This is a genomic window from Chryseobacterium sp. PvR013 (genome assembly GCF_017833095.1).
GTDB lineage: Bacteria > Bacteroidota > Bacteroidia > Flavobacteriales > Weeksellaceae > Chryseobacterium > Chryseobacterium culicis_A.
In genome coordinates this window covers 2,226,460-2,252,628 of record NZ_JAFIBT010000001.1, presented here as the reverse complement: position 1 = coordinate 2,252,628, position 26,169 = coordinate 2,226,460, and the positions used below count along the sequence as shown (strand labels likewise).

Here is a 26,169-nt window from a genome sequence, read left to right as displayed (position 1 = left end):
TACCTTATTTCTGTTGATCAGCTTTGATAATATTAAGTCTTTCTTCAACCTCATTGATTCTTTTGAGCCAATAATTAATTCCTTCCTGATTGGTCACCGTTTCTTTAAAAGCATTCCGGCTGACTGCCCATAGGTGTGAGCTGTTTTTTTGATAATCCAGTTCCCGTTCTTTTTTATTTTCAGGCTCTATACGGTATCTCCAGAATACCAGAGCATGCATGTATTCGGAACGGATTTTTTCCAGATAAGTAATAATAGCCTTGCGATCCTGAGGAATATATCCCGGGCCAGAGCATCCGCAGGAATGGAACGTGATTCCCACAGTATACAAATCCCTGATATGAGCCCACTGTTTATCATCATTTTTTGCCGGTGATTTAAAATCAAGTCCCATATTGGCCATCAGGTTTCCACATTCCGGACATTTGGCTTCTACCGAGGTTTTAGAATCTCGGTTCGCATCTGCTAAGAGGCGTCGTTTGAATGTTTTCTGGCAGTTGAAACAGGCATAATGACCTTTGTAAACCATCATGGAGTATCGGCACATAGTATTATCTTATTCTTTGGTTATAAGTTATTTTTTATTTGTTTTTTCCTCTTCATTCCAATTGATTCCCATTAGGCTGCTGGCACTTCTCGGATCGTAGACCGACCATACATTTCCCCAGGGAAAGTTGAAGGTGCAGCTTGGGTAAGGTATTTTCTTTTTTTGGGTGGGCGGCCTTTCAAGAATCTGTGTCAGAAATGTGTTGTTCCTGTGGAATACCTTCATTTCTTTTTCTTCTGTCCAATCCTTCCAGTCTTTGGCATCATTGCTTTCCCAGGTATTCATATGAATGATATCCAAATGATTTCCGAAAAAACATACACTGAAAGATACCTGATAGCCTGTAATTTCTATACTCTTAAAATAATACCAAAAATATCCGGTTTTTACATTCCAAATCGAATGATACTTTTCTTTATAAAAATCAGTCTGTTTCAGCTGATCAATACTCATTCCTTTATAAAGTGTGGTAGCAAAGGTTTCCAGCTCTATAACTCCATTTTCACTGTTAATCAGCATGTCCCAAAAAATTGAAGCTATAAATATACCCGTTTTTTCTTTAAAGACAACGAATAATATTTACAGCTTCAAATAGAAATAGAAATATCGGTGTGCTATTGTGTTATGGATTTGATATTATTAAGGTGGATGGGATATCAGAAAGCCAGAGACTTTTCGTGTCTATCAGGTTTTTCCAGCTTTTACTGCTGATCAGCATCAGATCCTGAGAGTTTAAAAATTCTTTCTCAATCTTTTTCTCTTTGTACAGGGTGATATGATTGGGTGCTACCTGTTCAATACTTCTGATAAGCTCTTTCACCTCAATATTGTTCCTGATCTGTCCTGCTGCATCCAGAATGATAACCTGTGAATTGTTGTTATTGATAAGCCTTTTTGCATATTCAAGAAGATAGAAATCACTCAGGTTAAAGATCGGAACAAAGATCTTGTCCGCTGTTATAAATTCTTTATCAACAAGAATACCTACAGGAATAGTAGATTTATCCAAAACCTGAAGCGTCAGATCATCGAAAGGAGAGGTATTGAAAATATTCCCTTTTCCTTTTACAGTGTTCAATAATTTTTCAGGATTAATGATTTTGGTGGTAAATCCTAATAATCTTCCCAGTAAACTTCCCTCATACATAGATTTTCCCAGCATAATCAAAAGAAGATCATAATTTCCTTTATTGGTAATATTGGTCAGGTCACTTTCAACATCTGTAGAAGCTTTGAAAAGGGTAGTTACTTCAAGCTGAAGCTCATGAGAGGTTTCAATGACATTTTTAAACTGCTCTTTTTCAAAATTTTCTATATCGAAGGCGTGAAGTTCATCTACAGGAGCAATATTCATCGCCGTTACGCTTTTGTTCCCGTTCATTTTATGAGTAAAGTTATCTGCCAGTTTCAGCAGTTTACTTCCTGATTTTGCCGTCTCAAAAGAGAGAAGAACTCTGTATTTTGTATCATTATCCTCTTGTTCATCTTCTTCAATCATTGATTTTTTTCCTTTAAAAAGGTAATTGATAAAATCCAGGCACGGCCCTGTCATAAAGGTTGTAAATAACGCCATGATAACCAGCATTGCGAAAAGCTCAGGGCCCAGCACTCCTAAATCATAACCGATATTGAGAACGATTAGTTCTGTAAGCCCTCGGGTATTCATTAAAGCACCTATGGTGAGACTGTCTTTCCAGCTTATTCTTAAAAATCTTGCGGTAAGAGCACTTCCTACAAATTTCCCGGTAACGGCTGTTAAAATAATCAGTCCTCCGATTTTCCAAAGGTGAGGGTCATTCAATAGCCCGATCTGGGTTCTTAACCCCGTAAATACGAAGAACAGAGGCAATAGTAAAACCAGTGCAACATCTTCTATTTTTTCTATGAAAAGATTCCTGAATTTTACGTTTTCCGGCATGATTGCTCCCGCCATGAATGCCCCGAAAAGAGCGTGGATACCAATAACTTCTGTTGCATAAGAAGAGATAATCAGAATCAGGAAAAAGATAGCAACCAGCGATTTGTTGATGAACCCCTTTCCTTTTTGTGATTCGGCAATTCTGTTCAGGAAAGGTCTTACCGCCTTTATCATAATGAATACATACAGAATGGCCATTAAGATAACGAATACTGATCCGGAGAAAGATCCAGCTTTTACCACCGCAATTACTGCTGCTAAAATACACCATGCTGTAATATCATCGGCGGCGGCACAGGTAATGACAACAGTTCCTATTTTTGTTTTGTGAAGATTTCGTTCCTGAACGATTCTTGCCAAAACCGGAAATGCTGTAATACTCATTGCAATTGCTATAAATAAAGCAAAGGAACTGAACTGAATTCCTTCCGGTGCAAATTCTTTATAAATAAAATAAGAAAGCCCAACCCCTAATGCAAAAGGGAAAATAATACTTGCATGGCTGATCACCACGGCATCATGTGCTTTTTTTCTAAGAACGCTCAAATCAAGTTCCATTCCCACAATATACATGAAGAGAATCAAGCCGATCTGGCTTAAAAACTGTAGATTAGGAAGCGATTCTTTAGGGAAAATAAAGGCAGAAAGTTCCGGGAAATACAATCCGAAAAGTGACGGTCCTAAAACAATACCTGCAATCATTTCACCAATTACAGAAGGCTGTTTCAGCTTTATACAGATCCATCCGAAAAGTTTGGCTACCAGAATAATGGTCACGATCTGGATAAGAAGAAGTGCTAAAGGATGATGAAGGTTTGTCAGAAAAGAATCTACGAAATTTTCCCACATTGTAGCTCCTGTAGCTTTGCTCGGAGTGATATTTTCTCCTATTTCCAGTGTTTTACCCTGAATAAAAAACCAGTACATAATGCAGGAAAAGAAAGCAATGGTACTGATGTAAAAGATAATATTTTTGTATTTCCCCAAATTCATGATTCCAATATTTTATGCAAATTTGATAAGAATATAGTTATGTTAAATATTCTTTTTTTTAAAATGTAATGAATGTTCTAAAAAATGTAATAAAATCTATCTGAAAGAATAGCCGAGCCCGATTCCTATTTTCCAGCTGCCATTCTGATCAGCCGTTTTGGTATTGTAGTAAGCAGGAATCTGAAGGGCTATCTTTCTATATACAAAAGTAAGACCCGCACCTAAAGTAGGCATAATAGGACTGTTTTTAGTTCCGGAAGAATGGTCTTCTTTAATTCTAAGAGAAGGAAGCATTCCCAATACGAATTTTACGTTTTTGTGGGTAAGGCTTACATTGGGGCCGGTAAAGTTGATAAAAGCACCATCATCTACATATCCGGCTACTGCTATTCCGTCGAAAAATGAGACCTTCAGTGTTGAAGAGGTTTCCTGGGAAAAACACAAGCCGGATATGAGAATTCCTGCAGCATAGAAACAGTTTTTCATTATAAAATCAATTAATTCTATGCAAAAGTAAAGGGATTACCTACTGAAAAAGGGGAGTTGTAATGAAGGGCTTAATTTCTGTAATGAAACCGGAAAACTTTGAAAAAGACCTATTTTCCGAAGAGTTCCATCAATGAATTTTTATAAGCATCACCAATCTGAAGTTTCAGGAAAGTGTGATCTTCTGTAGGAATGGTAGTAATAATTTCGTTGGTTGAAAATACTTTAATGGAAGAAAGAGCAATAATCTCTTTTTTGTTGACCTGGGCAAAATCTTTTGCCGGAAGCATTTCCAGAAGGTTTTTAAAATTCAGGTTTTTTAATACGATCGTAGTGCCGTCGCTGAGGATGATATCTTTATCTCTGCTGTCTATCTCAGAGGTTTTGATATAGGAGATTTGTTCTGTGAATATAACCGTTTTCCCGATATTGGTGTTCCATTCGATGAAAGTCTTTTTAGGTGCATTTTCCACTAGTTCTTTAGCTTTTTCGAAGGCCTGGATCAGTCTTTCTTTTTTGATCGGTTTTCTTACATAATCCACCACATTCAGATCGAAAGCTTCGGCTGCATATTCTTTATAAGCGGTTGTAAAGATGATCTTTTTTGAACCTGAAATAATCTCAGCTACCTGAAGTCCTGTCATTCCCGGCATTTCGATATCCAGAATACAAAGATTACAATCAAGGTTATCTATTTCATTCAGAAAGATTTTAGGATCATTGAACGCTTTTACCACTTCTACATTGTCGATTTGCTCGCATAGAAGTTTTAAATAGCTGATGGCCAATAATTCATCATCCAGAATAACGCATTTTATCATAGAATTCTCCTAAATTGATTTTTAATTCTGCAGTGAAGACTCCGTTTTTTGTACTTCTTTCCAGCTGGTAGTACGTGCTGTAGATCATTTTAAGCCTTTGGTCAAAAGACTGGCTTCCAAAACCGCTTTTTTCCTTTTCCAGAATATTTTTTAACGAAGCTTTATTGCTTACTTTCATGGTGAAAATACCATTTTCAAGCTCCATATAAATGGAAATAAAAGAATCCTGAGCCAGGAAATCTGTATGTTTAAAGGCATTTTCAATAAGATCCACAGAAATCAGCGGAGCAAATACTTTTTCCTCATACAAAGCATCAGATTTATTAATCCTTGATTTGATCCTGAAGTCAAAAAGGGGATTGATCTTGATTTTATTAATCTCAATAAGGCTTAAAGCAAAATTGAGCTCTTCTTTCGGGCTAACGTACTTATTGTTGCTTTCATATAAAATATAATCCAGTACATTGGCCAGCTTATCCAGTGACATATAGGTCTGATAGGCATGAGACTGTACGGAATTGAGAATGTTTTTAAACAAATGCGGATTCAGCTTTGTACCGATATGTTCCAAACGTACTTCATTCAGACGCTGTTCAATAAGTTTGTTGGTTTCCGATAGCTTGGTATTTCTCTGTTTCAGTTTCTGATTCTGGCTGAAGAGATAAATACTGGTGGTCAGAAAAAGGAAAATGGCAAAAACTCCGAAGAATATCAGGTAATCATGAATCATGTAGTAATTGCCTTCCATAGCTTGTAGTTGCTGAAAACTATTTAAGTTTCTTAAGACCGTTTACCGTTACAGTTTCTTCACACTTTTCAAAAGTGATCTCGTAAGACGGATTTTTTTCAGGATAGGTAATAAGATAGCTTGGGCAAGGTTTTTTCTGTGCATGGCTGCGGTCAAAATCTACTTTTCCGTTGGTAATGATGCTATCTTTTATAAATTTCTCATCAATCTTATAGGCAGTCATTGCATTTTTAGCCTCTTCAGAATATTTGAATTCCTTGGAAAGACTTTCAGCAATAACACGGCTGTTTGGTAAATATCCGCTGCAGCTTGCGCCCTTTTTGTTTAAAATAAAAAATACGAGTAAAAGCCCCGGAACGAAGCCTATTGCATAAAATTTCAGTTTTTTCATTAGAAAATTAAAAGATTGATATCGTGGTACGTAAGTCCGAAACGGTCGCAGATGATTTTCTTGGTATGTCTTCCTTTGTACATATATAAGCTCTGCTTCATTTCGTTTTTGCGGATCAGCATATTTTCAAAGCCGCCCTCTTCGTCATAATTTAAAATATAGGAAAGGAAGAAATTCGAGATAGCTTTAGTAGTGGTTCTCGGCATTCTTGAGGTAAGGTTGGGAAGTCCGCAGTGGATGACACCATGTTTGATAATATAAGGATCTTCCATGGTAGTAAGTTCAGAAGTCTCAATCACTTTACCATTATCTATGGTGATGTCAATAATGACACTGCCTTTTTTCATTTTCATGACCATATCTTCGGTAACGATAGGAGTCATATTTAATCTTGGTAATGCTCCAATCACTACATCAGCACGTCTCAAGCTTTTGCTGAGTTCTTTAGGATCTATAATGGAAGTAGGAACACGGCTGTCAACAATTGTATGAAGCCTTCTCAGTTTGGATAAAGAGTTGTCAAAAACCTTTACGCTGGCTCCTAAACCAATGGCTGCTTTTGTAGCAAATTCCCCTACAATACCAGCTCCCAGGATTACTACTTCAGCAGGTCTTACTCCTGTAATTCCTCCAAGCATTAATCCGTTTGATAAGGCCAATAATTCCGAAGCATATAAGATAGAAACAGTTCCTGCAATTTCGCCTACTAATCTTACCAATGCCAGCTGCTTATATTCATCAACGATAAATTCAAAAGCGATGGCATTTATTTTTTTCTCTGCAAGTTTTAAGAAATAATCCTTGTCTCGGAGATTGATCTGAAGTGCAGAAACCAGATAAGTATTCGGTTTCATGTACTCAATCTCATCTTCTGTAGGTGGATTCACCTTCAGGATAAGATCCTGTCCGAAAGCTTCTTTAGGATCATTGGTGATCTTCGCCCCAGATTCGGAATACTGTAAATCTGTAAAAAATGAACCTTCTCCGGCCCCGGCTTCTATAATGATCTCATGGCCGTGCTCTACCAACACCTGTACGGCGTCAGGAGTGATGCAGGTTCTCCTTTCGTTGAGACAGGTCTCTTTAGGAATACCAATACTGAACTGTTTTCCCTTTTTTATAACCTCCAATTTTTCCTCTTTCGGCATTAATTCTTCTTCTGTGAAAGGAGTAAAAATATTTGTACTCATCCTTAAATTAAATTATGTCTTACAGATTGTTTTTTACACTCAATTAATGAACAAAGATACATAATATTTAATCGAATGAAATTTCTCTTTTTTCACCCGTATTCACAATACTCATTGCGTGGTAGTTAAGGCCGTAAAGCTCCTCTTCATACACTTCCGGCCATTCGATGATGCATAAAAAAGAATTGTCCAGGTATTCTTCAATTCCGATATCATACACTTCTTCAATGTTTTTCAAGCGGTAAAGATCAAAATGGTATACTTTTCCTTTTTCCGTATTGTATTCATTCACAATAGAGTAGGTAGGAGAGTTTACCTCATCTTTGCTGCCCATGTTTTTAAGCAGAAATTGTGTGAAAGTGGTTTTGCCTGCTCCCAGATTTCCCTTTAATAAAAGAATATTATGTTTTAATTGAGGAACGATGCTGTCAACAACTTCCTGCCAGTCTTCAATTTTATCTATAGTGAATTGCATATATTACCAAATTTATTTTGCAAAAATAATGATTTATGAGTCTTTAATGAGAGGTTAGAAGCTAGAAATTAGAAATTATAAGCTGGAAGCCAGAAGCTGGATGCTGGAAGCTCAATTCGTACTCTCAAACCCACAAAGCTCGGTAAATAGAATCTTGAAACTCTTACTTCAAATGCTAAAACTATCAACTCGACACCTACATCACAAATCTGAAACCGAATTCGTATATCTGGAAATGAGAGGTTGCAAGCTGGAAGCCAGAAGCTGGAGGCTGGAAGCTCAATACGTACTCTCAAACCCACAAAGCTCGGTAAATAGAATCTTGAAACTCTTACTTCAAATGCTAAAACCATCAACTCGAAACCTACATCACAAATCTGAAACCGAATTCGTATATCTGGAAATGAGAGGTTGCAAGCTGGAAGCCAGAAGCTGGATGCTGGAAGCTCAATAGGTACTCTCAAACCCCAAAACTCGGTAAATAGAATCTTGAAACTCTTACTTCAAATGTTAAAACCATCAACTCGAAACCTACATCACAAATCTGAAACCGAATTCGTATATCTGGAAATGAGAGGTTGCAAGCTGGAAGCCAGAAGCTGGATGCTGGAAGCTCAATACGTACTCTCAAACCCCAAAACTTGGCAAATCGAATGTTGAAATTCTTATCTCGAACACTCTCAAACCAAACACAACACGACTCCCAAAACTCCCAAACTCTCAAACCCTCCGACTCTCTTCCTAGAACCCTTCCAACTTCTCCATAAAATACTTAATTTTACAGCATGATTTCCAAACAGACCATTGATAAGATATTCTCCACAATCCGCGTTGAAGAGATTGTGGGTGAATATGTGCAGTTGAAAAGAGCAGGGTCTAACTTTAAAGGACTCAGTCCGTTTCATGAAGAAAAGTCTCCAAGTTTTGTGGTGTCACCAAGTAAGCAGATCTGGAAAGATTTCTCAACAGGAAAAGGAGGAACGGCCATCTCTTTCCTTATGGAAATTGAGAACTTTACCTATCCTGAAGCACTTCGCCACGCTGCCAAGAAGTACGGAATTGAAATTGAGGAAGATCAGCGTGAAATTTCTGAAGAAGCAAAACATGCACAGACCGAAAAAGATCTGTTGTATAAGATTCATGAAGTAGCCAATACTTATTTTCAGGAAATTCTTTGGGATGATCATGAAGGGAGAAGTATAGGTCTTTCTTATTTTAAAGAAAGAGAGCTTAAGGACGATATTATCAAAAAATTCCAGCTGGGATATTCTCCTGAGAAAAAGAATGCTTTCACAGCGTATGCACTGGAAAAAGGATATACCAAAGAAATTCTTGAAAAATCCGGACTTTCTATTTTTCCTGAAAATACACCTGCAGGGATAGACCGTTTCAGGGAAAGGGTTATTTTCCCGATACATAGTTTTTCAGGAAGGGTTTTAGGTTTTGGAGCAAGGATTCTTAAGAATAATGTAAAGACTGCAAAATACCTCAACTCGCCGGAAACGGAGATCTATCATAAATCCAATGTCCTTTATGGATTAAACCAGAGTAAACAGGCTATTTCAAGAAAGAATGGCTGTCTTTTGGTGGAAGGATATATGGATGTGATTTCACTTCACATGTCCGGAATTGAAAATGTGGTGGCAAGTTCAGGAACGTCTTTGACAACAGAGCAGATCAAACTGATTAAGAGGCTTACGGAAAACGTAACCATTCTTTTTGATGGTGATAATGCCGGTATCAAAGCCAGTTTCCGAAGTATTGATATGCTTTTAACTGAAGGAATGAATATCCGTGTGTTACTTTTCCCTGATGGAGATGACCCGGATTCTTTTGCCAGAAAACATCCGCAGGAATACGTTGAAAAGTATATCGAAAATGAAGCGATGGATTTCATCGATTTTAAAGCGGAAATTCTTTTAAAGGATATCGGAAATGATCCTATCAAAAAGGCTGAAGCCATCAGAGATATTGTAAAATCTGTTTCTTTTGTACAGAATGCCCTGAAAAGAGAGGTGTACCTTAAAGAGGTTTCCAACAAGTTCGGACTTTCCGAACAGAGTCTTTTCAATGAACTGGATGTTCAGAAGCAGATTACGCAGAATCAGACGCATCATGTACAGCAACAGCAGAAGGAGAAAGCAGCCGCTCCAAAGATGGAGATTGTTCCTTTGAATCAGGAAAAAGAAGATCCTTTTCTGTATGATGTATTGTTCATGGAGAATAAGCTTGTAGAACACATGCTGGCATTTGGGGATATTATTCTGAAACGTAGAAATGAACAAGGTGAAGAATATCAGATTACAGTAATTGAAGAAATCCTTCATCATTTTGAAGAAGAGCAGTATGCATTTTTAGTTAAAGGCAATGAAATCATTATCACTCAGGTGAGAGAAGGAATTCAAAAAGATGAGTTGAGAAGTGGCAACTTTTTTGTATCTTTTATGGATGAAGAGATTACCACGAAGGTTGTAGATGCTTTAATTCCGTTGGATGAGCTTGAAAACTGGGCTTCCCGAAATATTTATCCTCCTAATTACGGGGATAAAGTGGCAGATCAGATCAAGGGAGATGTTTTATTGCATAAATACAGATATATTGATTATTTAATCACCGAAACAGATAAGGAGCTGGATGTGTACAGGGATACTGATGAAGTAAAGTACTATGAACTTATCAAGAAAATCACCTTATTGAAACAAGCTTCAATGCGATTGAGTAATATCATCGAATATTCGCCTATCAAAGGAATCTATGGAGATAGAAGAAGATAGTTTTTAAGTCAGTTTTTTTGATATTCTGTGACAAAAAGTCCTATAAAATTTTAGGAATAAATATTGTAATTTAAACTTCGAGAATAGTTAAAAATAATACATAATAGAAATATGGACATTAAAAAAGAATTCAGAGATTTCTCTGTAAAACATTTAGGAAACAACGGTTTGGTTACCGATCAGTATATGGGAATGTATGGCCCAACGAATCTTACTCCGTACATCATGGAAGAAAGAAGATTAAACGTTGCTCAAATGGACGTTTTCTCTCGTTTGATGATGGACAGAATTATCTTCCTGGGAACAGGGATTGATGATCAGGTAGCAAACATCGTTACAGCACAGCTTTTATTCTTAGAAAGTGCAGACCCTTCAAAAGATATTCAAATCTACATCAACTCTCCTGGTGGTAGCGTATATGCAGGTTTAGGTATTTATGACACCATGCAGATCATTAAGCCGGATGTAGCAACAATCTGTACAGGGATGGCTGCTTCAATGGGAGCTGTATTATTGGTTGCCGGAGAAAAAGGAAAGCGTTCTGCGCTTAAGCATTCAAGAGTAATGATCCACCAGCCTTCAGGAGGTGCTCAGGGAGTTGCTTCTGATATGGAGATCAACTTAAGAGAGATGTTGAAATTGAAACAGGAGCTTTATGAAATCATCGGTCATCACTCAGGACAAACGTATGAGTGGGTAGAGAAATCTTCTGACAGAGATTATTGGATGACTTCCGAAGAAGCAAAAGGTTACGGAATGGTAGATGAGGTTCTACAAAGATCTACAGAGAAAAAATAATTGATTGTAAAATCATAAGAAACCGCACCATCTGGTGCGGTTTTTTTTGTAGGATTAATTATGGATTTAAGCTGTATTTACTGTGTGGATTCCTGCGGAACGACACAATTGAAATGATGGTTTATACATAAAGTTTGTCATTCCGTAGGAATCCAGCCGCAATTATTCATGAAGAAATACTTCAGAAATAATTACAATCCAGACGATATTTCAATTAAAGACGTAAAAATTCCCATCCTTTGGAGGGGTGGCAAAAATTCAAAGAATTTTTGACGGGGTGGTTTTCTACACGCATTCATTAAACAACAACAATTAGGCACTTTTCTTTATTTTTTAACAATCTTATGGATCACAGAACCACTATTGGTTTTAATCTCAACAAAATAAACTCCTGAGGATAAAGATCGGATAGGAATCTTCAACTCCTGAGAAGTTATTACTTTCTGTCCTGTAGCAGAATAAATATTCACTTCTTTCAGTTTCTCATCAGTTTCAATCTGAATAAAATCACTGGCCGGATTTGGATAAATGCCGAATTTTTTCTTTGTAACGGAAGAAATACCTAAAGTCAGTTGTGCTTCAGTTGGAGTAAATGGTCTTCTTTGTCCGAAGCTTAATCCTAACCAATCGTTATTGCTCAGCTGAACCTGAGATAGATTTGCTTTCATTTGCCAGCTTGATAAATCTTTTCCTTTATACAATTTCCAGCTGTCCGATCCGGAAGTATTCCCGGTAAATGAATTTAATGATAAGTTAGAAATCTGATTGTTCGCTGATGTAAAATTAAAATAGGAAATCTGAGTCTGAACCAGCTGTAGAGCCTGCTCTGCAGTTATACTTCCGTTATATTTAATTCCAAACACAAAAGAATTGGCATTTCCATTGGCATTGTCTGTCCCAAAATCAATAACTATGAGGCTTTTATTATTTCCGGTTCCCACCCAATGAGTAACCTGAGAGGGAGTAAACCATGAAGAACTATAAGCCGGAACAGGAGGAGAAGGAGGGATGTCATAATGATCAAGGCCATATGAAACTCCATACCATTTTCCGTCCACTAAAGGAGTATAGCCTACACCGTTGTTCCATGTCATGCCGGATGTACTGGATCCGGACCATGTTATCCAGCTGTCATCAATGGTGGATGTATGATGGTTATAATTAAGAATAGAAAGATATCCTGTGGGAATATCAACGTTCATTTGGGGTTCTGCTGCCACAATTGCATTGATAAGATCTTCCATCAATAAATCATTGCCATCAAAACGGTATCCCCATGCATAAGAATTGGGAGTACTGCTGTCATTAAAATCTGCAATGAAATAGGCCTTTTTAGAACCGGTTCCTACCCAAAATTTAATGTCGTTTTCTGTAAATTGGGCCGACAAAAGCTGCATACAAAGCAGTAAGAAAAAAAGATAAATTTTCCTCATGATATTAATTTAAAGTTTTATTCCCGAAACTTATCTTCACGGGGAGAAACAATTCTTTCTCTGAAGTCAGTATTCTAAGGCAGGTCTCCTGGCTCACATCTTACAGCTTCCTTCCCGGATTTCCCTCCAGTGGATTATTATGCTATAAGTTTAAACAGTTTACAGTTGCGGGTACAGCTCAGGATTTGAATAGTATTCTCACCTGATTCCCTATTAATGAACATTGTTCAGCCTTAAAACGCTGCAAATATATCATATAAATTGATGAGTCTGTTTTGTGAATTATTTTTTTTCAGATATCCTTAAAAAATTGATTTTCATATTGTTTAATGATTTGATTGTATTGTTATTGTTTTATTTTTAAATCCTGAATTTTTCTGTTTATATTCAATTCATTTTGTAGATTCTAATGTTAAAATACAATTATCATTATATTCAAGATCAGTTTACAATCAGTTTATACATTCGCAGCCATAAAATAGCATATGAAAAAATTACTATGGTCTGTTGGAGTACTGGCAGTATTGGCCTCATGTAAAAGTGATGATGACACAACAATAATGAATCAGGATATTAATTATTCCAAACTTCCTCAGGAGTTTCCATTTACAAAACTGGCTACGATTAACGGAGTGGATGTTATCAACGGCGGATTTGGTTCCGGAGCTGCAGCTCACCCTACAAGAAAAGGTGAATTTTATGTCATTACAGACAGAGGTCCAAATACCGACTTCCAGAATGGAAAAAAGTTCTTAGCACCTAACTTTACGCCAACGATTATGCATTTTAAAATTAATGCTGACGGGAATGTAGAGGTTATCAAATATATTAAGCTTAAAAATCCATCAGGACAACCTATTACAGGTCTTCCAAATCCTGTAGGAATGGGAAGTACAGGAGAAATTGCTTATGATGCTTCCGGAAATGTTTTAGGTACTGATCAGTACGGTCTTGACAGTGAAAGTATTGTAGCAGCAGCCGACGGTACATTCTGGGTTTCCGATGAATACGGACCGCATATTGTGCATTACAGTGCAGAGGGAGTAGAAATGGAAAGAATAAGCCCGATAGGTGTAAATACCGGATCCAGAAAACTACCTGCCGTTTTAGCCAAAAGAAGGGCCAACAGAGGGATGGAAGGATTGTGTATTACTCCGGACGGAAGAACGCTGGTAGGAACCATACAGTCGATGATGCTGGTACCAAGCAAGGCATTGGCAACCAATACTACTTTAACGAGAATTGTCACATTTGATATTATTACAGGGCAGACCAAGCAGTTTTTATATAAACAGGATGGAGGTGCTTCGGATTCGGTTTGTGATATTACGGCGTTAAGTAACAACGAATTTTTAGTGATCGAAAGAGACGGAAATTTTGGTTCCCAGGGAGGAATTAAAAAAGTATACAGAATCAATCTGAGCAATGCAACGGATGTAAACGGAACAGATATTACTGCTATGGACGGTATGAAAGTGAATGGAAAAGCTTTGGAACAGTGCTCATGGGATGAAATTACCACTGCCGGAATAAAAGCTGTGACCAAAACATTGGCTGTTGATCTTGTTGCAAAACTGGGGTATGAGCATGATAAGTTTGAAGGGATCGTTTATTTGGGAAATAATAAACTTGCTGTTTTCAATGATGATGATTTTGGAGTAGTGGATGATGGAAACGGAAATCCGAAAGCTAAGATTCTTCCTAAAACAGGGAAGGTAGATAAAGGAACGATGTATGTAGTCGATATTCAATAATTAGATTTTTTTAACGGAAAACGGCGGCATCGAAGATGCCGCCGTTTTTATGTATCAATAGGAGCAGACTTAATCCGGGACCTGTTTTTTTTGATATTAGTTAAAACCTTCAATAATCTTAGAGAAATCCTCTAATTTCAAAGCAGCTCCTCCAATAAGACCTCCGTCAATATCCGGCTGAGAGAAGATTTCTTTTGCATTGTCTGGCTTCACAGATCCTCCATAAAGGATTGAAATTTCATCAGCAACTTCCTGTCCATATTTGGCAGCAATGATGCTTCTGATATGTGCATGGATTTCCTGAGCCTGCTCAGGTGTTGCCGTTTCTCCTGTTCCGATAGCCCAAACTGGTTCATAAGCAATCACTACTTTTTTGATCTCTTCAGCAGAAAGTGTGAAAAGAGCCACTTCAGTCTGATTCTTTACCACATCAAAGTGCTGTCCTGCTTTTCTCTGTTCAAGAGTTTCTCCATTACAGTAAACAGGAATAAGGCCTTTATCAAGAGCTAATTTGATTTTTCTGTTACAGTGAGAATCTGTTTCTCCGTGATACTGTCTTCTTTCAGAGTGTCCGATTAATGAACCGGTAGCATCGATAGATTCCAGCATATCTGCAGAAATTTCTCCCGTGTAAGCTCCACTTTCATGCTCACTCATATCCTGAGAAAATACTCCGATCTCATCCTTTTCAAAGATGTCTTTTGCCATCATTAAATATAATGCTGGTGGTGCAATCCAAACCTCACAGTTCGTAGCATTATTGTTTTTATAGCTTAGTAACTGAATCATCAATTGTTGTGCATCAATTACATTTTTGTTCATTTTCCAGTTTCCTGCAACTATTTTTCTTCTCATAAGATTTATTATATTGATTTATTTACTTTTTTCGCGTTTATAATCCCCAAAGGTTCTTTAGTAAAACATAGAAAGTATGCTCTTCTTCAGTTACTTTATTATCTGCTTTAATAAGTGATTTTGCAAACTGAACAAACTTTATACGTTCTTCTTCTGTAGAATCTTCGTGGAAACATCTTGCATGGAATTCAAAATGATCTTTCCATTCTTCAGGCTGTAAAAGAGCAAGGGTCTCAAGCTCATTGTCAAGATTCATTCTGAACGGGAATTCATCTGCCAGGTACTGCTGTACAAGCATTCCCTCCTCAGGAGCAAACTCTCCGTCCACAGAAGAAAGGATCATTGATAAGTGATAACCAGCGATTGATTTATTTGATTTTTGCATGAGTAGTTGTATGTTTAAGTTTAGTGTTTAAAGTTGATAATTGATAATTGAGCTATGATTATCCCTTCTATCATTTATAATTCATCATTCATCATTTATAATTAATTAACGTAGTCCTTTGCAGGCTGTTTGTCAATGATTTTTCCATTTTCAAGAATCAGTACAAATGGGTTGCTTCTTGCTATTGTTTTGATGGCAGTTCCGTCCATCATTAAATTTTTGATGGTTTTAAAAGTATTGGGTTCCGTAGAAACGCCATAGAGAAGAGCTCCTTTCTGAGTTTTTACTTTCGCTTCTACTTTCTGAAGAAGATCTGCAGGAACATCTTTGGGATGGTAAGAGAACACCAAAATTGCTTTCGGAGCATTAATGATCTCATTGGTAGCGTCCATTCCTGTAGGGTCTTCAATCTTAAATTTCACAATTTCAGACTTGTAGCCCTCTTTGGTTAGTACAGATTCATTCTTGCCTTCTTCAATTTTCCATGGAGAACCTTCTGCCCAATATTCTGTTTTTTTGATATAATCATCCTGATTTACTTTTACAACAGCTCCGGTTTTCTGATTTTTCAGAGAATAGAAAGTCTTGTATTCAGAAGGATTTTTTTCGATTTTTACTTTTTCACCTTTAATATCTGTTCCTATTTTATAATCACGGAAATCTATGATCGGTTCATGCATAATTCCTTGCGCCATCACGTAGATCATTCCCAGTGAAAAGACTGTTAAAAGGATATATTTAAATGTATTGGAAGGCTCTTTCTCCGTAACTCCATACTCATCTTTTTTGCGGAATTCTTTTCTGTAAAGAACAAATAGTATAATCAATCCTACAAGAAGGACAACATCTTTAAGGAAGCTCTGCCAAGGCGTGAATTTGATAGCATCACCAAAACATCCGCAATCGGTTACTACGTTGAAATACGCTGAATAAAATGTCAGGAATCCAAAGAAAATACACAGGGCAATTAATATGGATAAGGTAAATTTAAGCTTTAATTTAAGCAGCAGCATAAATCCTAGGAAAAGCTCCAGTACCACTACAATGATGGAAAACAGCAGGGCAAACTTTTCTAAAAACGGCATATTGAAAACCGGAGGGGCAAAATACTCTTCCATTTTGAAAGAAAAACCTACCAGATCCACGGCTTTTACAAAGCCTGAAAGGATAAAAATAACAGCAATAATAAAGCGTAATAAACCTTTGAGCATATTAAATATTTTTGGGTTCGAATTGATTTTCTTGTTCTGAGAACTTAATCAGACAGAAGACAGCGTAATTCAGCATATCGAAATAGTTGGCATCAAGACCTTCTGAAACGATTGTTTTCCCCTGATTGTCCTCAATCTGTTTGGTTCGTAATACTTTCTGATAAATAAGATCTGTGATGGAAGAGATTCTCATATCTCTCCAGGCCTCACCATAATCATGATTTTTTCTTTCCATTAAAGCTTTGGCTTCATTGGCATATTTGTCATACAGACCTAAAATTTCTTCTTTATTTTCATTAAAATCATTGGAAAGACCTTTCTCTAGCTGAATAAGTCCAATGATAGAATAGTTTACAATTGCGATAAACTCACCTTCCTCACTCTCATCCACCATTTTTTTATCAGTCATCTGCAACGTACGGATTCTATTGACCTTGATATAGATCTGATCTGTAATAGAGCTGGGTCTTAAAACCCTCCATGCTGCACCGTAATCCTGTAATTTTTTACCGAAAAGATCACGGCATTCACTGATAATTTTCTCGAACTGTACTGATGTTTTTAGCATAAATTTTCTTAATCTTCCAAATATACGAATTCGGTTTTAGATTTTTGAATTTGAAGAGCTGAGTTTGTGTGTGAGAGGGGGTGAGAGTGGGAGAGTTTGAGAGTTTTTAGGGTTAGAGATAAGAATTTCAAAATTCGATTTACTGAGTTTTAGGATTTGAAAGTGCACATTTAGCTTCCAGCCTCCAGCTTCATGCTTCCAGCTTGCAATTTCTAATTTCCAGCTTCTAACTTCTCATAAAAACTGATAAATCACTAATTTTGCAGAATAGCCAAAATCATTTATCATTTATCACTCATCAATAATAATCTCATGCTCTCCAACCCTCCAACTCTCCAACCCTCAGACCCTAAAACCTATTCAATCAACTGTAACGGTCGTTTAGTACAACTCGACACTCCAAAAATCATGGGAATCCTCAATCTTACGCCGGATTCTTTCTCTGATGGTGGAAAATTCAATAATGAGAATTCAGCTTTAAAACATGCGGAAAAACTATTGAATGAAGGTGCTGAAATATTAGATGTCGGTCCTCAGTCTACACGTCCCAATGCTGAATTTTTGAGCGCTGATGAAGAAATAAAACGAATCGGAAATCTTATTTCTCTGATCAAAAAAGAATTTCCGGAAGCCCTGATTTCTCTGGATACTTTTTATGCAGAAACCGTAAGATTCGGATTTAATGAAGGAATTGATCTGATTAATGATATCTCAGGCGGTCAGTATGATGCAGAAATGTTTGATACAGCTGCAGAAACGAAACTTCCTTACATTTTGATGCATATAAATCCTTCCTACGAAACCATGCACGATAAAATAAAGTTCGAAGATATTACGCTGGAAGTGAACCGGTATTTTTCCAAAAAAACAAAAGAACTTTTAGAAAAAGGAGTGAAGGATATTATTCTTGATCCCGGTTTTGGGTTCGGAAAAACAGTGGAAGATCAGATGAAAATGATCCACGAAGTTGAATATCTGGGATTTGGAAAATTTCCTCTTTTAATAGGTATTTCCAGAAAATCATTTATCTATAAACCGCTAGGGAAATCTTCTTTGGATATCAATGATGAAACACAGAAACTGCACCTAAAAGTTTTGGAACAGGGCGCAAAGATTCTAAGGGTTCATGATGTGGCTCAGGCAAAGGAAACATTGACTCATTTTTTACGAAAAAAATAAAAAGTGTGAAAAAAACTTGTGAGTAATTAAAAAGTTTATACATTTGCAATATGAATTTTACGAATCAGAAAAATATTATTGTCATTTCTATTATTGCTGTTGTCATTAACAACAGTAAGGAAACGGCATTTTAAATAGATTTTAATTTAAATTATATATAAAACCGTTTCAAATTATGAAACGGTTTTTTTTGTTTTAATTTTTTATAGTAAAAAATATGTATCAGTTATTATCAGTAATTATTATCGTCATTATTATTCCCTTGCGTTTGTGAGAAGGAAGATGTATGACTGTACATATATTGAGCCCTCTCACACTGTGAGAGGGCTTTTTTTATTCCCATTTTTTAAATTTTTTAAACCTTATAACATGTATTACAACGACGACACGATCATCTACTTTGACGGAAAATTTAGGAAAGCCAAAGAAGCCGGAACAGACCTTTACGGACAATCTCTGCACTATGGTTACTCTGTTTTTGAAGGAATTAAATCCTATAGCACAGATCACGGACCCAGAATTTTCAAAGCAAAAGAACATTATGAAAGACTGAAAAGATCTGCAGAACTGATGCATATTCCCTTTGATTATTCCGTGAACCAGCTTACAGAGCTTACGTATGAGCTTCTGGATCGTAATGGTTTTACGGATGCTTATATCCGCCCATTGGTTACATGTTCGCCCAATATGTCACTTTCAAAAGGACAAAAATCTTATCTGTCTCTTCTTGCCTGGGAATGGAATAACGGATATCTGGCAGACAAAATGAAAATCATGACTTCGCCTTTTCAGCGTCCTAATCCTAAAGCCTTTAAGGTTGAAGCCAAAGTAGGTGGACATTATGTAAACTCGATACTGGCGTGTCAGGATGCCAAAGACAAAGGCTATGATGAAGCGCTGGTATTGGATGAGGACGGAAATGTTGCAGAGAGCTCAGGTGCCAATGTTTTCTACGAAAAAGACGGAGTTTTATTTACTCCGGGCAAAGGAAGTATCCTTCCGGGAATCACAAGACAAACGGTTATGGAAATCTGTGATGAACTCAACATTCCTGTGAAAGAAACCTTCTTTAAACCGGAAGAAATGCGTGGTGCTGATGCAGGTTTTTTCTGTGGTACGGCTGCAGAGATTGTTGCCCTGGATTCCCTTGATGATGTTCCTTTTAGCAAAAACTGGGAAGAGACTGCCAGTAAGAAAGTACAGCAAGCTTATTTGAAACGGGTAAGAGTTTTGTCATTGTAAATTTAAAGAGTTTAAATGATTGATTATTAATTAAATATGTCTGTTTTTGAAACGATTGGATATTGTAGTTTTCAGGAAATTTGAAAATGAATAAAATATAACAAGCTGTAGTTTTGGGGCAAAATTAAGTAAAGAACTAGATTTTTAAATGATGAAAGAACATCAAATGCATGATAAATATGTTAAATAAATATTCAAAAACATTCACGCAGAACAGTGAACAACCCGCAGCCAAAGCTATGTTGTACGGGATAGGATTTACAGAAGAAGATATGCACAAGGCTCAGGTCGGAATTGCCAGTATGGGCTACGACGGGAATACCTGTAATATGCATCTGAATGATCTGGCTAAAATGGTAAAAAAAGGAACATGGGATCATGGATTAGCCGGATTGATTTTTAATACCATTGGGGTAAGTGACGGGATGAGCAATGGAACAGATGGAATGCGCTATTCTCTGGTAAGCCGTGATGTGATTGCAGACAGTATCGAAGCGATCTGCGGCGCACAATACTACGATGGATTAATTGCTCTCCCAGGCTGCGACAAAAACATGCCGGGAACTATTATTGCAATGGGAAGACTCAACAGGCCATCGATCATGGTGTACGGAGGAACTATTGCTCCCGGCTGCTACAAAGGGGAACAGCTCAATATCGTTTCTGCATTCGAAGCGCTGGGTAAAAAGATTGCTGGAGAAATCACAGAGGAAGATTTTGATGGAGTTGTAAAAAATTCTTGTCCCGGTGCCGGAGCATGTGGTGGAATGTATACAGCCAATACTATGGCTTCCGCTATAGAAGCATTAGGAATGAGTCTTCCATATTCTTCTTCCAATCCCGCTTTGAGCAAGGAAAAACATGAAGAATGCCATGAGGCAGGAAAATATCTCAAAGTATTACTGGAAAAGGACATCAAACCTTCAGATATCATGACCCGCAAAGCTTTTGAAAATGCTCTTCGCATGATTGTTATTCTAGGAGGAAGTACCAATGCTGTTTTACATTTTATAGCCATGGCAAAAAGTGTCGGAGTACCTCTTACTCAGGATGACTTCCAGAAGATGAGCGATGTAACTCCGGTATTGGCAGACCTGAAACCTAGCGGAAAATACCTGATGCAGGATTTGTATGAACACGGAGGAATACCATCAGTAATGAAATACCTTTTAAAACAAGGATTATTACACGGTGATTGCCTGACTGTAACCGGAAAAACACTGGCTGAAAATTTAGAAAATGTTCCCGATCTGGATTTTAATAAACAGAAAATCATAAAACCTCTGTCAGAACCTGTAAAAGCTACCGGACACCTGAGAATACTATACGGAAACCTTGCAGAGAAAGGAAGTGTAGCCAAAATTACAGGAAAAGAAGGTGAACGCTTTGTAGGAAAAGCTCGTGTATTTGACGGCGAAAAAAATCTTATCAGAGGAATTCAGGATGGAACCGTACAGCATGGTGATGTCATTGTAATCCGCCATGAAGGTCCCAAAGGAGCTCCCGGAATGCCGGAAATGTTGAAACCTACCAGTGCTTTGATAGGAGCCGGTCTGGGAAGCAGCGTTGCTTTGATTACCGATGGAAGATTTAGCGGAGGAACCCACGGATTTGTGGTAGGACACATCACTCCCGAAGCTCATGAAGGAGGTCTGATAGCCTTTGTAAACAATGATGACCTGATTGAAATTGATGCTTTAAACAATATCATACAGCTCAAAGTTTCAGAAGAAGAAATAGAAAGAAGAAAAAAAGGATGGCAAAAACCACCACTTAAAGTACAGAAAGGACTGCTTTATAAATATGCATTAACAGTATCATCAGCCGCAGAAGGCTGTGTAACAGACGAAATCACTCAATAAAAGTATATGGAAAACCTGAATTTATCAACAGAAATACAACTTAGCGGAAGCCGCATTATTCTTGAAGCTTTTCTTCAGGAAGGAGTGAAAACCGTTTTCGGATATCCTGGAGGTGCCATTATTCCTATCTATGACGCTCTTTATGATTATAAAGAAAACCTGAAACACATTCTTGTACGTCACGAGCAGGCAGCAGTACATGCAGCACAGGGTCTGGCAAGGGTATCGGGAGAAGTAGGTGTCGTTCTGGCTACCAGCGGTCCCGGAGCAACCAATCTTGTGACAGGACTGGCAGATGCTTTATTGGATAATACACCTTTGGTATGCATTACGGGACAGGTTTTTGAACACCTTCTCGGAACGGATGCTTTCCAGGAAATAGATGTAATGAACGTCACTAGCCCGGTCACCAAATGGAATTATCAGGTGACTGATGCGAATGAACTTCCCGAAGTACTGGCAAAAGCATTTTACATTGCAAAATCAGGTCGTCCCGGCCCAGTATTGATAGATGTTAGCAAAAATGCCCAGCTCCAGTCTGTTGATTATAAAGGATATTCACCATGTCATTCATTGAGAAGCTATAAACCAGATCCTAATCCATGTAAGGAAAGCATAGGAAAAGCTGCAGAATTGATCAATAATGCAGAAAGACCATTTGTCATTGCAGGACAGGGAATTATGCTGGGTAAAGCTGAAAAAGAATTTTTGCAGTTTGCCGAAAAATCAGGAATTCCGGTAGCATGGACTGTTCTGGGAATGAGTGCCATTCCTACTTATCATCCTCAAGCTGTAGGCATGGTAGGAATGCACGGGAATTATGGACCGAATATATTAACCAACGAGTGCGATGTTTTGATTGCTGTCGGGATGCGCTTCGATGACCGCGTAACCGGAAGGCTGGATCAGTATGCAAAACAGGCAAAAATTATTCACTTTGATATTGATAACGCAGAGATCAATAAAAATGTGAAAGCTGATGTTCCGGTTCTTGGAAACTGTAAACATACGCTTCCTCTTCTTACGGAAAGGATCATGAAAAGAGAACATCATGACTGGCATGATAGGTTTAAAAAATGTCATGAAGTGGAAAGTATCAATCTTATCAATACTGAGCTTTACCCTGAAGAAGGAGAGATTACAATGGGAGAAGTTATCCGTCACCTGAATGAGATGACAGACGGTGAGGCAGTGATTGTAACGGATGTGGGACAGCATCAGATGGCAACATGCCGTTATTCTCATTTTAAACATTCCCGAACGAATGTCACAAGCGGAGGACTGGGAACAATGGGGTTTTGTCTTCCCGCAGCAATAGGAGCATCATATGCAGGGACCAATCGTCCTGTGATTGCGGTGATGGGAGATGGCGGGGCTCAGATGAATATTCAGGAACTGGGAACCATTATGCAGTATCATCCTGAGGTTAAAATTTTAATTCTTAATAATTGCTATCTGGGAATGGTAAGGCAGTGGCAGGAATTGTTTCACGAAGAAAGATATTCTTCAGTAGACATTCAGAGTCCTGATTTTGTTCAGGTTGCCAAAGGTTACAATATATCAGGGAATAAAGTGTCTGAGAGAGAAGATTTGCAATGGGCTCTCCGTGAAATGCTCGATCATAAAGGCTCTTTCCTCCTTGAAGTCATGACAGGAAAAGAACACAATGTATTTCCGATGATTCCACAGGGGAAAAGTGTTTCGGAGATTGTATTAAATAATAAAACTCAAAAATAAAAAAGATGAAAACAGATCATAAAGAATATACCATTACCGCGTATACAGAAGATTACTTAGGATTGATCAGCCGGATCAATGCTATTTTTTCAAGAAGAAGAATTTCTATGGTGACCTTCAATGTAGGGCCTTCCGAAATAGAAAAAGTAAAAAAGTTTGTCATTGTGATCAGAGAAACGGAAGATTCTGTTCAGAAGATCAGCAGACAAATGGAAAAACAGGTAGATGTTCTGGAAGTACATTATCATAGAAATCCATACCTGACGGCTGTAGAATATGCAAGCTAAACACAAAAATTAAACATCATAATCAATAATTATAAAATCAAAAAAAATGGCAAAATTGAATTTTGGAGGAGTAGAGGAGAACGTAGTAACAAGAGAAGAATTTCCGTTGGAAAAAGCTCAGGAAGTATTAAAAAATGAAGTCGTAGCAGTGATCGGATATGGAGTACAGGGCCCCGGACAGGCTTTAAATCAAAAAGATAACGGAATTAATGTCATTGTAGGACAGAGAAAAAACTCCAAATCATGGGATAAAGCAGTAGCAGACGGATTTGTACCTGGAGAAACCTTATTTGAAATTGAAGAAGCTTTAGAAAAAGGAACTATTATCTGCTATCTTCTGAGTGATGCTGCACAAATTGAGTACTGGCCAAAAGTAAAACAGCATCTTACCCCAGGGAAAGCATTATACTTCTCTCATGGTTTCGGAATTACTTTTAGTGAGCGTACAGGAATTGTTCCTCCTGCCGATGTAGATGTATTTCTGGTAGCACCTAAAGGTTCAGGAACCTCATTGAGAAGAATGTTTCTGCAGGACAGAGGTTTGAACAGTAGTTTTGCCGTATATCAGGATGCTACAGGAAAAGCCAGAGAAAGAGTAACAGCATTAGGGATTGCGATAGGAAGCGGATATCTGTTCGAAACCGACTTTAAAAAAGAAGTATACAGTGACCTTGCCGGAGAGCGTGGAACATTGATGGGTGCTGTACAGGGAATATTTGCCGCTCAGTACGATGTATTGAGGAAAAACGGACACAGCCCTTCAGAAGCGTTCAATGAAACGGTAGAAGAATTGACTCAGTCATTAATGCCTTTAGTGGCAGAAAACGGAATGGACTGGATGTACGCCAACTGTAGTACCACAGCTCAGAGAGGGGCTCTGGATTGGTGGAAGCGTTTCAGAGATGCCACTTCACCTTTGTTCGAAGAACTGTATGACAACGTAGCTAAAGGAAACGAAGCTCAGCGTTCCATAGACAGCAACAGTAAACCTGATTATCGTGAAAAATTAGAATTAGAGCTTACTGAGCTAAGAGAAAGTGAAATGTGGAAAGCGGGTAAGACGGTGCGAAGTCTGAGACCCGAAAACAATTAATAACTGAACAGATGATGAAAGAGGAAGTAAGTTCCCCTGTTTTAGAGAATGTCTATAAAGCGGAGGAGCGATTAAAAAATGTAGTAGTAAAAACACCTTTGGCTGTCAATAATAATTTGTCAGCCATTTATGAAGCGAACATCAGTTTTAAAAGAGAAGACCTTCAGAGAGTAAGATCCTATAAAATAAGAGGAGCATATAATAAGATGGCAACGATGTCTGAGGAAGAACTCTCCAAAGGAGTAGTGTGTGCCAGTGCCGGAAACCATGCGCAGGGAGTAGCGTTTGCATGTCAGAAAATGAAGGTGAAAGGAACTATTTTTATGCCTTTGCCAACCCCCGGACAAAAACTTGAACAGGTAAAAATGTTCGGTGGAGAATACATAGATGTGATTCTCTACGGAGATACTTTTGATGATGCTAAAGATGCTGCGATGAGGTTTTGCAAAGACCATAACAGTGTATTTATTCATCCTTTTGATGATCCGGCCATTATTGAAGGGCAGGCCACAACTGCGCTCGAGATTCTGGAGCAGACAGAAGGTAGTGTTGATTATCTTTTTGTTCCGATTGGCGGCGGCGGATTAGCTGCAGGAATCTGTACGGTGTTTCAACATTTATCTCCCCAAACAAAGATCATTGGGGTAGAGCCTTCCGCTGCTGCAAGTATGAAAAAAGCTTTAGAAAAAGGAAAACCTGTTCTCCTTGAAAAGATAAGCCGTTTTGTAGATGGGGCAGCAGTACAACAAGTGGGAGATCTCACTTTTGAACGCTGTAAAAATATCCTGTATGATATGGCTACTGTAGATGAAGGACTGGTCTGTGAAACCATATTGTCGTTATACAATAAAGATGCTATTGTGGTAGAGCCGGCGGGAGCCCTTTCAGTGGCTGTACTGGAAAAATACAGAGAGGAAATAAAAGGTAAAAATGTAGTGTGTATTATCAGCGGAAGCAATAATGACATTACCCGTATGGAAGAGATCAAAGAGAAAGCATTACTGCATGCAGGATTAAAGCATTATTTTCTGGTCAGATTTCCACAGCGCCCCGGGGCATTGAAAACTTTTGTAATGGATGTTCTCGGTCCTGATGACGATATTACTTATTTCGAGTATACTCAGAAAAACTCAAAAGAAAAAGGAATAGCAGTCGTAGGAATTGCTCTGAAACAAAACAAAGACTTTCCCCCTTTGATTGATAAGATGAAACAATATGATTTTTTTGTCAACTATCTGAACAATGATCCTTCTCTGATGAATCTTCTTATTTAAAAGGAATGTTTATTAAACACAGAAATTTTCTTTTATCAACCATATTAATGACATAAGAAACTGCAGCGTTAAAAAAATGAATTCTGAGAACGTTAAAAAAACTCTACTGTCTGAGTGCGGGACATAATATGATTCTAAACATACATTG

At 37.8% G+C, this 26,169-nt stretch carries 25 protein-coding genes and 1 riboswitch; of the genes, 11 read left to right on the top strand and 14 right to left on the bottom strand.

The annotated features are described in order from the left end of the window. Positions 1 to 4: 4 nt before the first annotated feature. The 9 genes from JOE44_RS10110 to tsaE form a co-directional block, all read right to left on the bottom strand. Positions 5 to 547 carry a hypothetical protein gene (locus JOE44_RS10110; protein ID WP_209785489.1) on the bottom strand — a complete coding sequence of 181 codons (543 nt, stop codon included), beginning with the start codon at positions 545 to 547 and terminating at the stop codon, positions 5 to 7. Between the two features lie 27 nt (positions 548 to 574). Continuing rightward, the gene (locus JOE44_RS10105) at positions 575 to 1,066 is read right to left on the bottom strand and encodes a hypothetical protein (protein WP_209785488.1); all 492 of its coding nucleotides are present in this window, start codon (positions 1,064 to 1,066) and stop codon (positions 575 to 577) included. A gap of 103 nt (positions 1,067 to 1,169) precedes the next feature. After that, positions 1,170 to 3,458, bottom strand: coding sequence for a cation:proton antiporter (locus JOE44_RS10100; RefSeq protein WP_245169753.1), 2,289 nt, complete (start codon positions 3,456 to 3,458; stop codon positions 1,170 to 1,172). 96 nt (positions 3,459 to 3,554) lie between these two features. Continuing rightward, positions 3,555 to 3,944 carry a hypothetical protein gene (locus JOE44_RS10095; protein ID WP_209785487.1) on the bottom strand — a complete coding sequence of 130 codons (390 nt, stop codon included), beginning with the start codon at positions 3,942 to 3,944 and terminating at the stop codon, positions 3,555 to 3,557. 110 nt (positions 3,945 to 4,054) lie between these two features. Continuing rightward, positions 4,055 to 4,765, bottom strand: a complete 711-nt coding sequence (locus JOE44_RS10090; protein ID WP_209785486.1) for a response regulator transcription factor — start codon at positions 4,763 to 4,765, stop codon at positions 4,055 to 4,057. Next, the gene (locus tag JOE44_RS10085; protein ID WP_209785485.1) at positions 4,740 to 5,513 is read right to left on the bottom strand and encodes a histidine kinase; all 774 of its coding nucleotides are present in this window, start codon (positions 5,511 to 5,513) and stop codon (positions 4,740 to 4,742) included. The genes JOE44_RS10090 and JOE44_RS10085 overlap by 26 nt, the downstream gene beginning before the upstream one ends. A 19-nt stretch (positions 5,514 to 5,532) precedes the next feature. After that, complete coding sequence (locus JOE44_RS10080) at positions 5,533 to 5,904, bottom strand: DUF4258 domain-containing protein (protein ID WP_209785484.1); 372 nt, start codon at positions 5,902 to 5,904, stop codon at positions 5,533 to 5,535. Next, complete coding sequence (locus JOE44_RS10075; protein WP_114821220.1) at positions 5,904 to 7,094, bottom strand: alanine dehydrogenase; 1,191 nt, start codon at positions 7,092 to 7,094, stop codon at positions 5,904 to 5,906. The genes JOE44_RS10080 and JOE44_RS10075 overlap by 1 nt, the downstream gene beginning before the upstream one ends. A gap of 67 nt (positions 7,095 to 7,161) precedes the next feature. After that, on the bottom strand, positions 7,162 to 7,569 hold the full coding sequence (gene tsaE / locus JOE44_RS10070) for a tRNA (adenosine(37)-N6)-threonylcarbamoyltransferase complex ATPase subunit type 1 TsaE (protein WP_209785483.1): 408 nt from the start codon (positions 7,567 to 7,569) through the stop codon (positions 7,162 to 7,164). A gap of 172 nt (positions 7,570 to 7,741) precedes the next feature. On the opposite strand from tsaE, the gene JOE44_RS10065 reads away from it, so the two are divergent. The 3 genes from JOE44_RS10065 to clpP all read left to right on the top strand — a co-directional run bounded on the left by JOE44_RS10065 (position 7,742) and on the right by clpP (position 11,141). Continuing rightward, the gene (locus tag JOE44_RS10065) at positions 7,742 to 8,023 is read left to right on the top strand and encodes a hypothetical protein (RefSeq protein ID WP_209785482.1); all 282 of its coding nucleotides are present in this window, start codon (positions 7,742 to 7,744) and stop codon (positions 8,021 to 8,023) included. A 331-nt stretch (positions 8,024 to 8,354) separates the two neighbouring features. Beyond that, positions 8,355 to 10,343 carry a DNA primase gene (gene dnaG / locus JOE44_RS10060; RefSeq protein ID WP_209785481.1) on the top strand — a complete coding sequence of 663 codons (1,989 nt, stop codon included), beginning with the start codon at positions 8,355 to 8,357 and terminating at the stop codon, positions 10,341 to 10,343. A 111-nt stretch (positions 10,344 to 10,454) separates the two neighbouring features. After that, complete coding sequence (clpP, locus tag JOE44_RS10055; protein ID WP_027373257.1) at positions 10,455 to 11,141, top strand: ATP-dependent Clp endopeptidase proteolytic subunit ClpP; 687 nt, start codon at positions 10,455 to 10,457, stop codon at positions 11,139 to 11,141. 326 nt (positions 11,142 to 11,467) lie between these two features. On the opposite strand, the gene JOE44_RS10050 is transcribed toward clpP, so the two are convergent. Continuing rightward, positions 11,468 to 12,574, bottom strand: coding sequence for a T9SS type A sorting domain-containing protein (locus JOE44_RS10050; protein ID WP_209785480.1), 1,107 nt, complete (start codon positions 12,572 to 12,574; stop codon positions 11,468 to 11,470). 60 nt (positions 12,575 to 12,634) lie between these two features. Further along, a riboswitch (cobalamin riboswitch) is annotated at positions 12,635 to 12,825 on the bottom strand. Positions 12,826 to 13,059: 234 nt separating this feature from the next. Between JOE44_RS10050 and JOE44_RS10045 the strand changes: the two genes are divergently transcribed. Next, complete coding sequence (locus JOE44_RS10045) at positions 13,060 to 14,328, top strand: esterase-like activity of phytase family protein (protein WP_209785479.1); 1,269 nt, start codon at positions 13,060 to 13,062, stop codon at positions 14,326 to 14,328. A 96-nt stretch (positions 14,329 to 14,424) separates the two neighbouring features. Here the strand turns inward: JOE44_RS10045 and tpiA are convergent, their stop codons facing one another. The 4 genes from tpiA to JOE44_RS10025 form a co-directional block, all read right to left on the bottom strand. Next, positions 14,425 to 15,183, bottom strand: a complete 759-nt coding sequence (gene tpiA / locus JOE44_RS10040) for a triose-phosphate isomerase (RefSeq protein WP_209785478.1) — start codon at positions 15,181 to 15,183, stop codon at positions 14,425 to 14,427. A 37-nt stretch (positions 15,184 to 15,220) separates the two neighbouring features. Beyond that, a complete protein-coding gene (locus JOE44_RS10035) occupies positions 15,221 to 15,568 on the bottom strand; it encodes a TerB family tellurite resistance protein (protein WP_209785477.1) in 348 nt (115 codons plus the stop codon). 101 nt (positions 15,569 to 15,669) lie between these two features. After that, the gene (locus tag JOE44_RS10030) at positions 15,670 to 16,779 is read right to left on the bottom strand and encodes a BT_3928 family protein (RefSeq protein WP_209785476.1); all 1,110 of its coding nucleotides are present in this window, start codon (positions 16,777 to 16,779) and stop codon (positions 15,670 to 15,672) included. 1 nt (position 16,780) lies between these two features. After that, positions 16,781 to 17,347 carry a DUF1599 domain-containing protein gene (locus JOE44_RS10025; protein WP_209785475.1) on the bottom strand — a complete coding sequence of 189 codons (567 nt, stop codon included), beginning with the start codon at positions 17,345 to 17,347 and terminating at the stop codon, positions 16,781 to 16,783. A gap of 408 nt (positions 17,348 to 17,755) precedes the next feature. Between JOE44_RS10025 and folP the strand changes: the two genes are divergently transcribed. The 7 genes from folP to ilvA all read left to right on the top strand — a co-directional run bounded on the left by folP (position 17,756) and on the right by ilvA (position 26,021). Further along, positions 17,756 to 18,526, top strand: coding sequence for a dihydropteroate synthase (gene folP / locus JOE44_RS10020; protein WP_245169752.1), 771 nt, complete (start codon positions 17,756 to 17,758; stop codon positions 18,524 to 18,526). A gap of 369 nt (positions 18,527 to 18,895) precedes the next feature. After that, entirely contained in the window at positions 18,896 to 19,768 is an 873-nt protein-coding gene (ilvE, locus tag JOE44_RS10015; protein ID WP_209785473.1) for a branched-chain-amino-acid transaminase, read from the top strand. Positions 19,769 to 19,947: 179 nt separating this feature from the next. Then, positions 19,948 to 21,630: a dihydroxy-acid dehydratase gene (gene ilvD, locus JOE44_RS10010; RefSeq protein ID WP_209785472.1), complete on the top strand. Its 1,683-nt coding sequence runs from the start codon at positions 19,948 to 19,950 to the stop codon at positions 21,628 to 21,630. 6 nt (positions 21,631 to 21,636) lie between these two features. Beyond that, on the top strand, positions 21,637 to 23,367 hold the full coding sequence (ilvB, locus tag JOE44_RS10005) for a biosynthetic-type acetolactate synthase large subunit (protein ID WP_209785471.1): 1,731 nt from the start codon (positions 21,637 to 21,639) through the stop codon (positions 23,365 to 23,367). 5 nt (positions 23,368 to 23,372) lie between these two features. Then, positions 23,373 to 23,654: a hypothetical protein gene (locus JOE44_RS10000; protein ID WP_062671248.1), complete on the top strand. Its 282-nt coding sequence runs from the start codon at positions 23,373 to 23,375 to the stop codon at positions 23,652 to 23,654. A gap of 46 nt (positions 23,655 to 23,700) precedes the next feature. Next, complete coding sequence (gene ilvC / locus JOE44_RS09995) at positions 23,701 to 24,747, top strand: ketol-acid reductoisomerase (RefSeq protein WP_105683973.1); 1,047 nt, start codon at positions 23,701 to 23,703, stop codon at positions 24,745 to 24,747. Between the two features lie 11 nt (positions 24,748 to 24,758). Continuing rightward, on the top strand, positions 24,759 to 26,021 hold the full coding sequence (ilvA, locus tag JOE44_RS09990) for a threonine ammonia-lyase (protein ID WP_209785470.1): 1,263 nt from the start codon (positions 24,759 to 24,761) through the stop codon (positions 26,019 to 26,021). Positions 26,022 to 26,169: the final 148 nt, after the last annotated feature.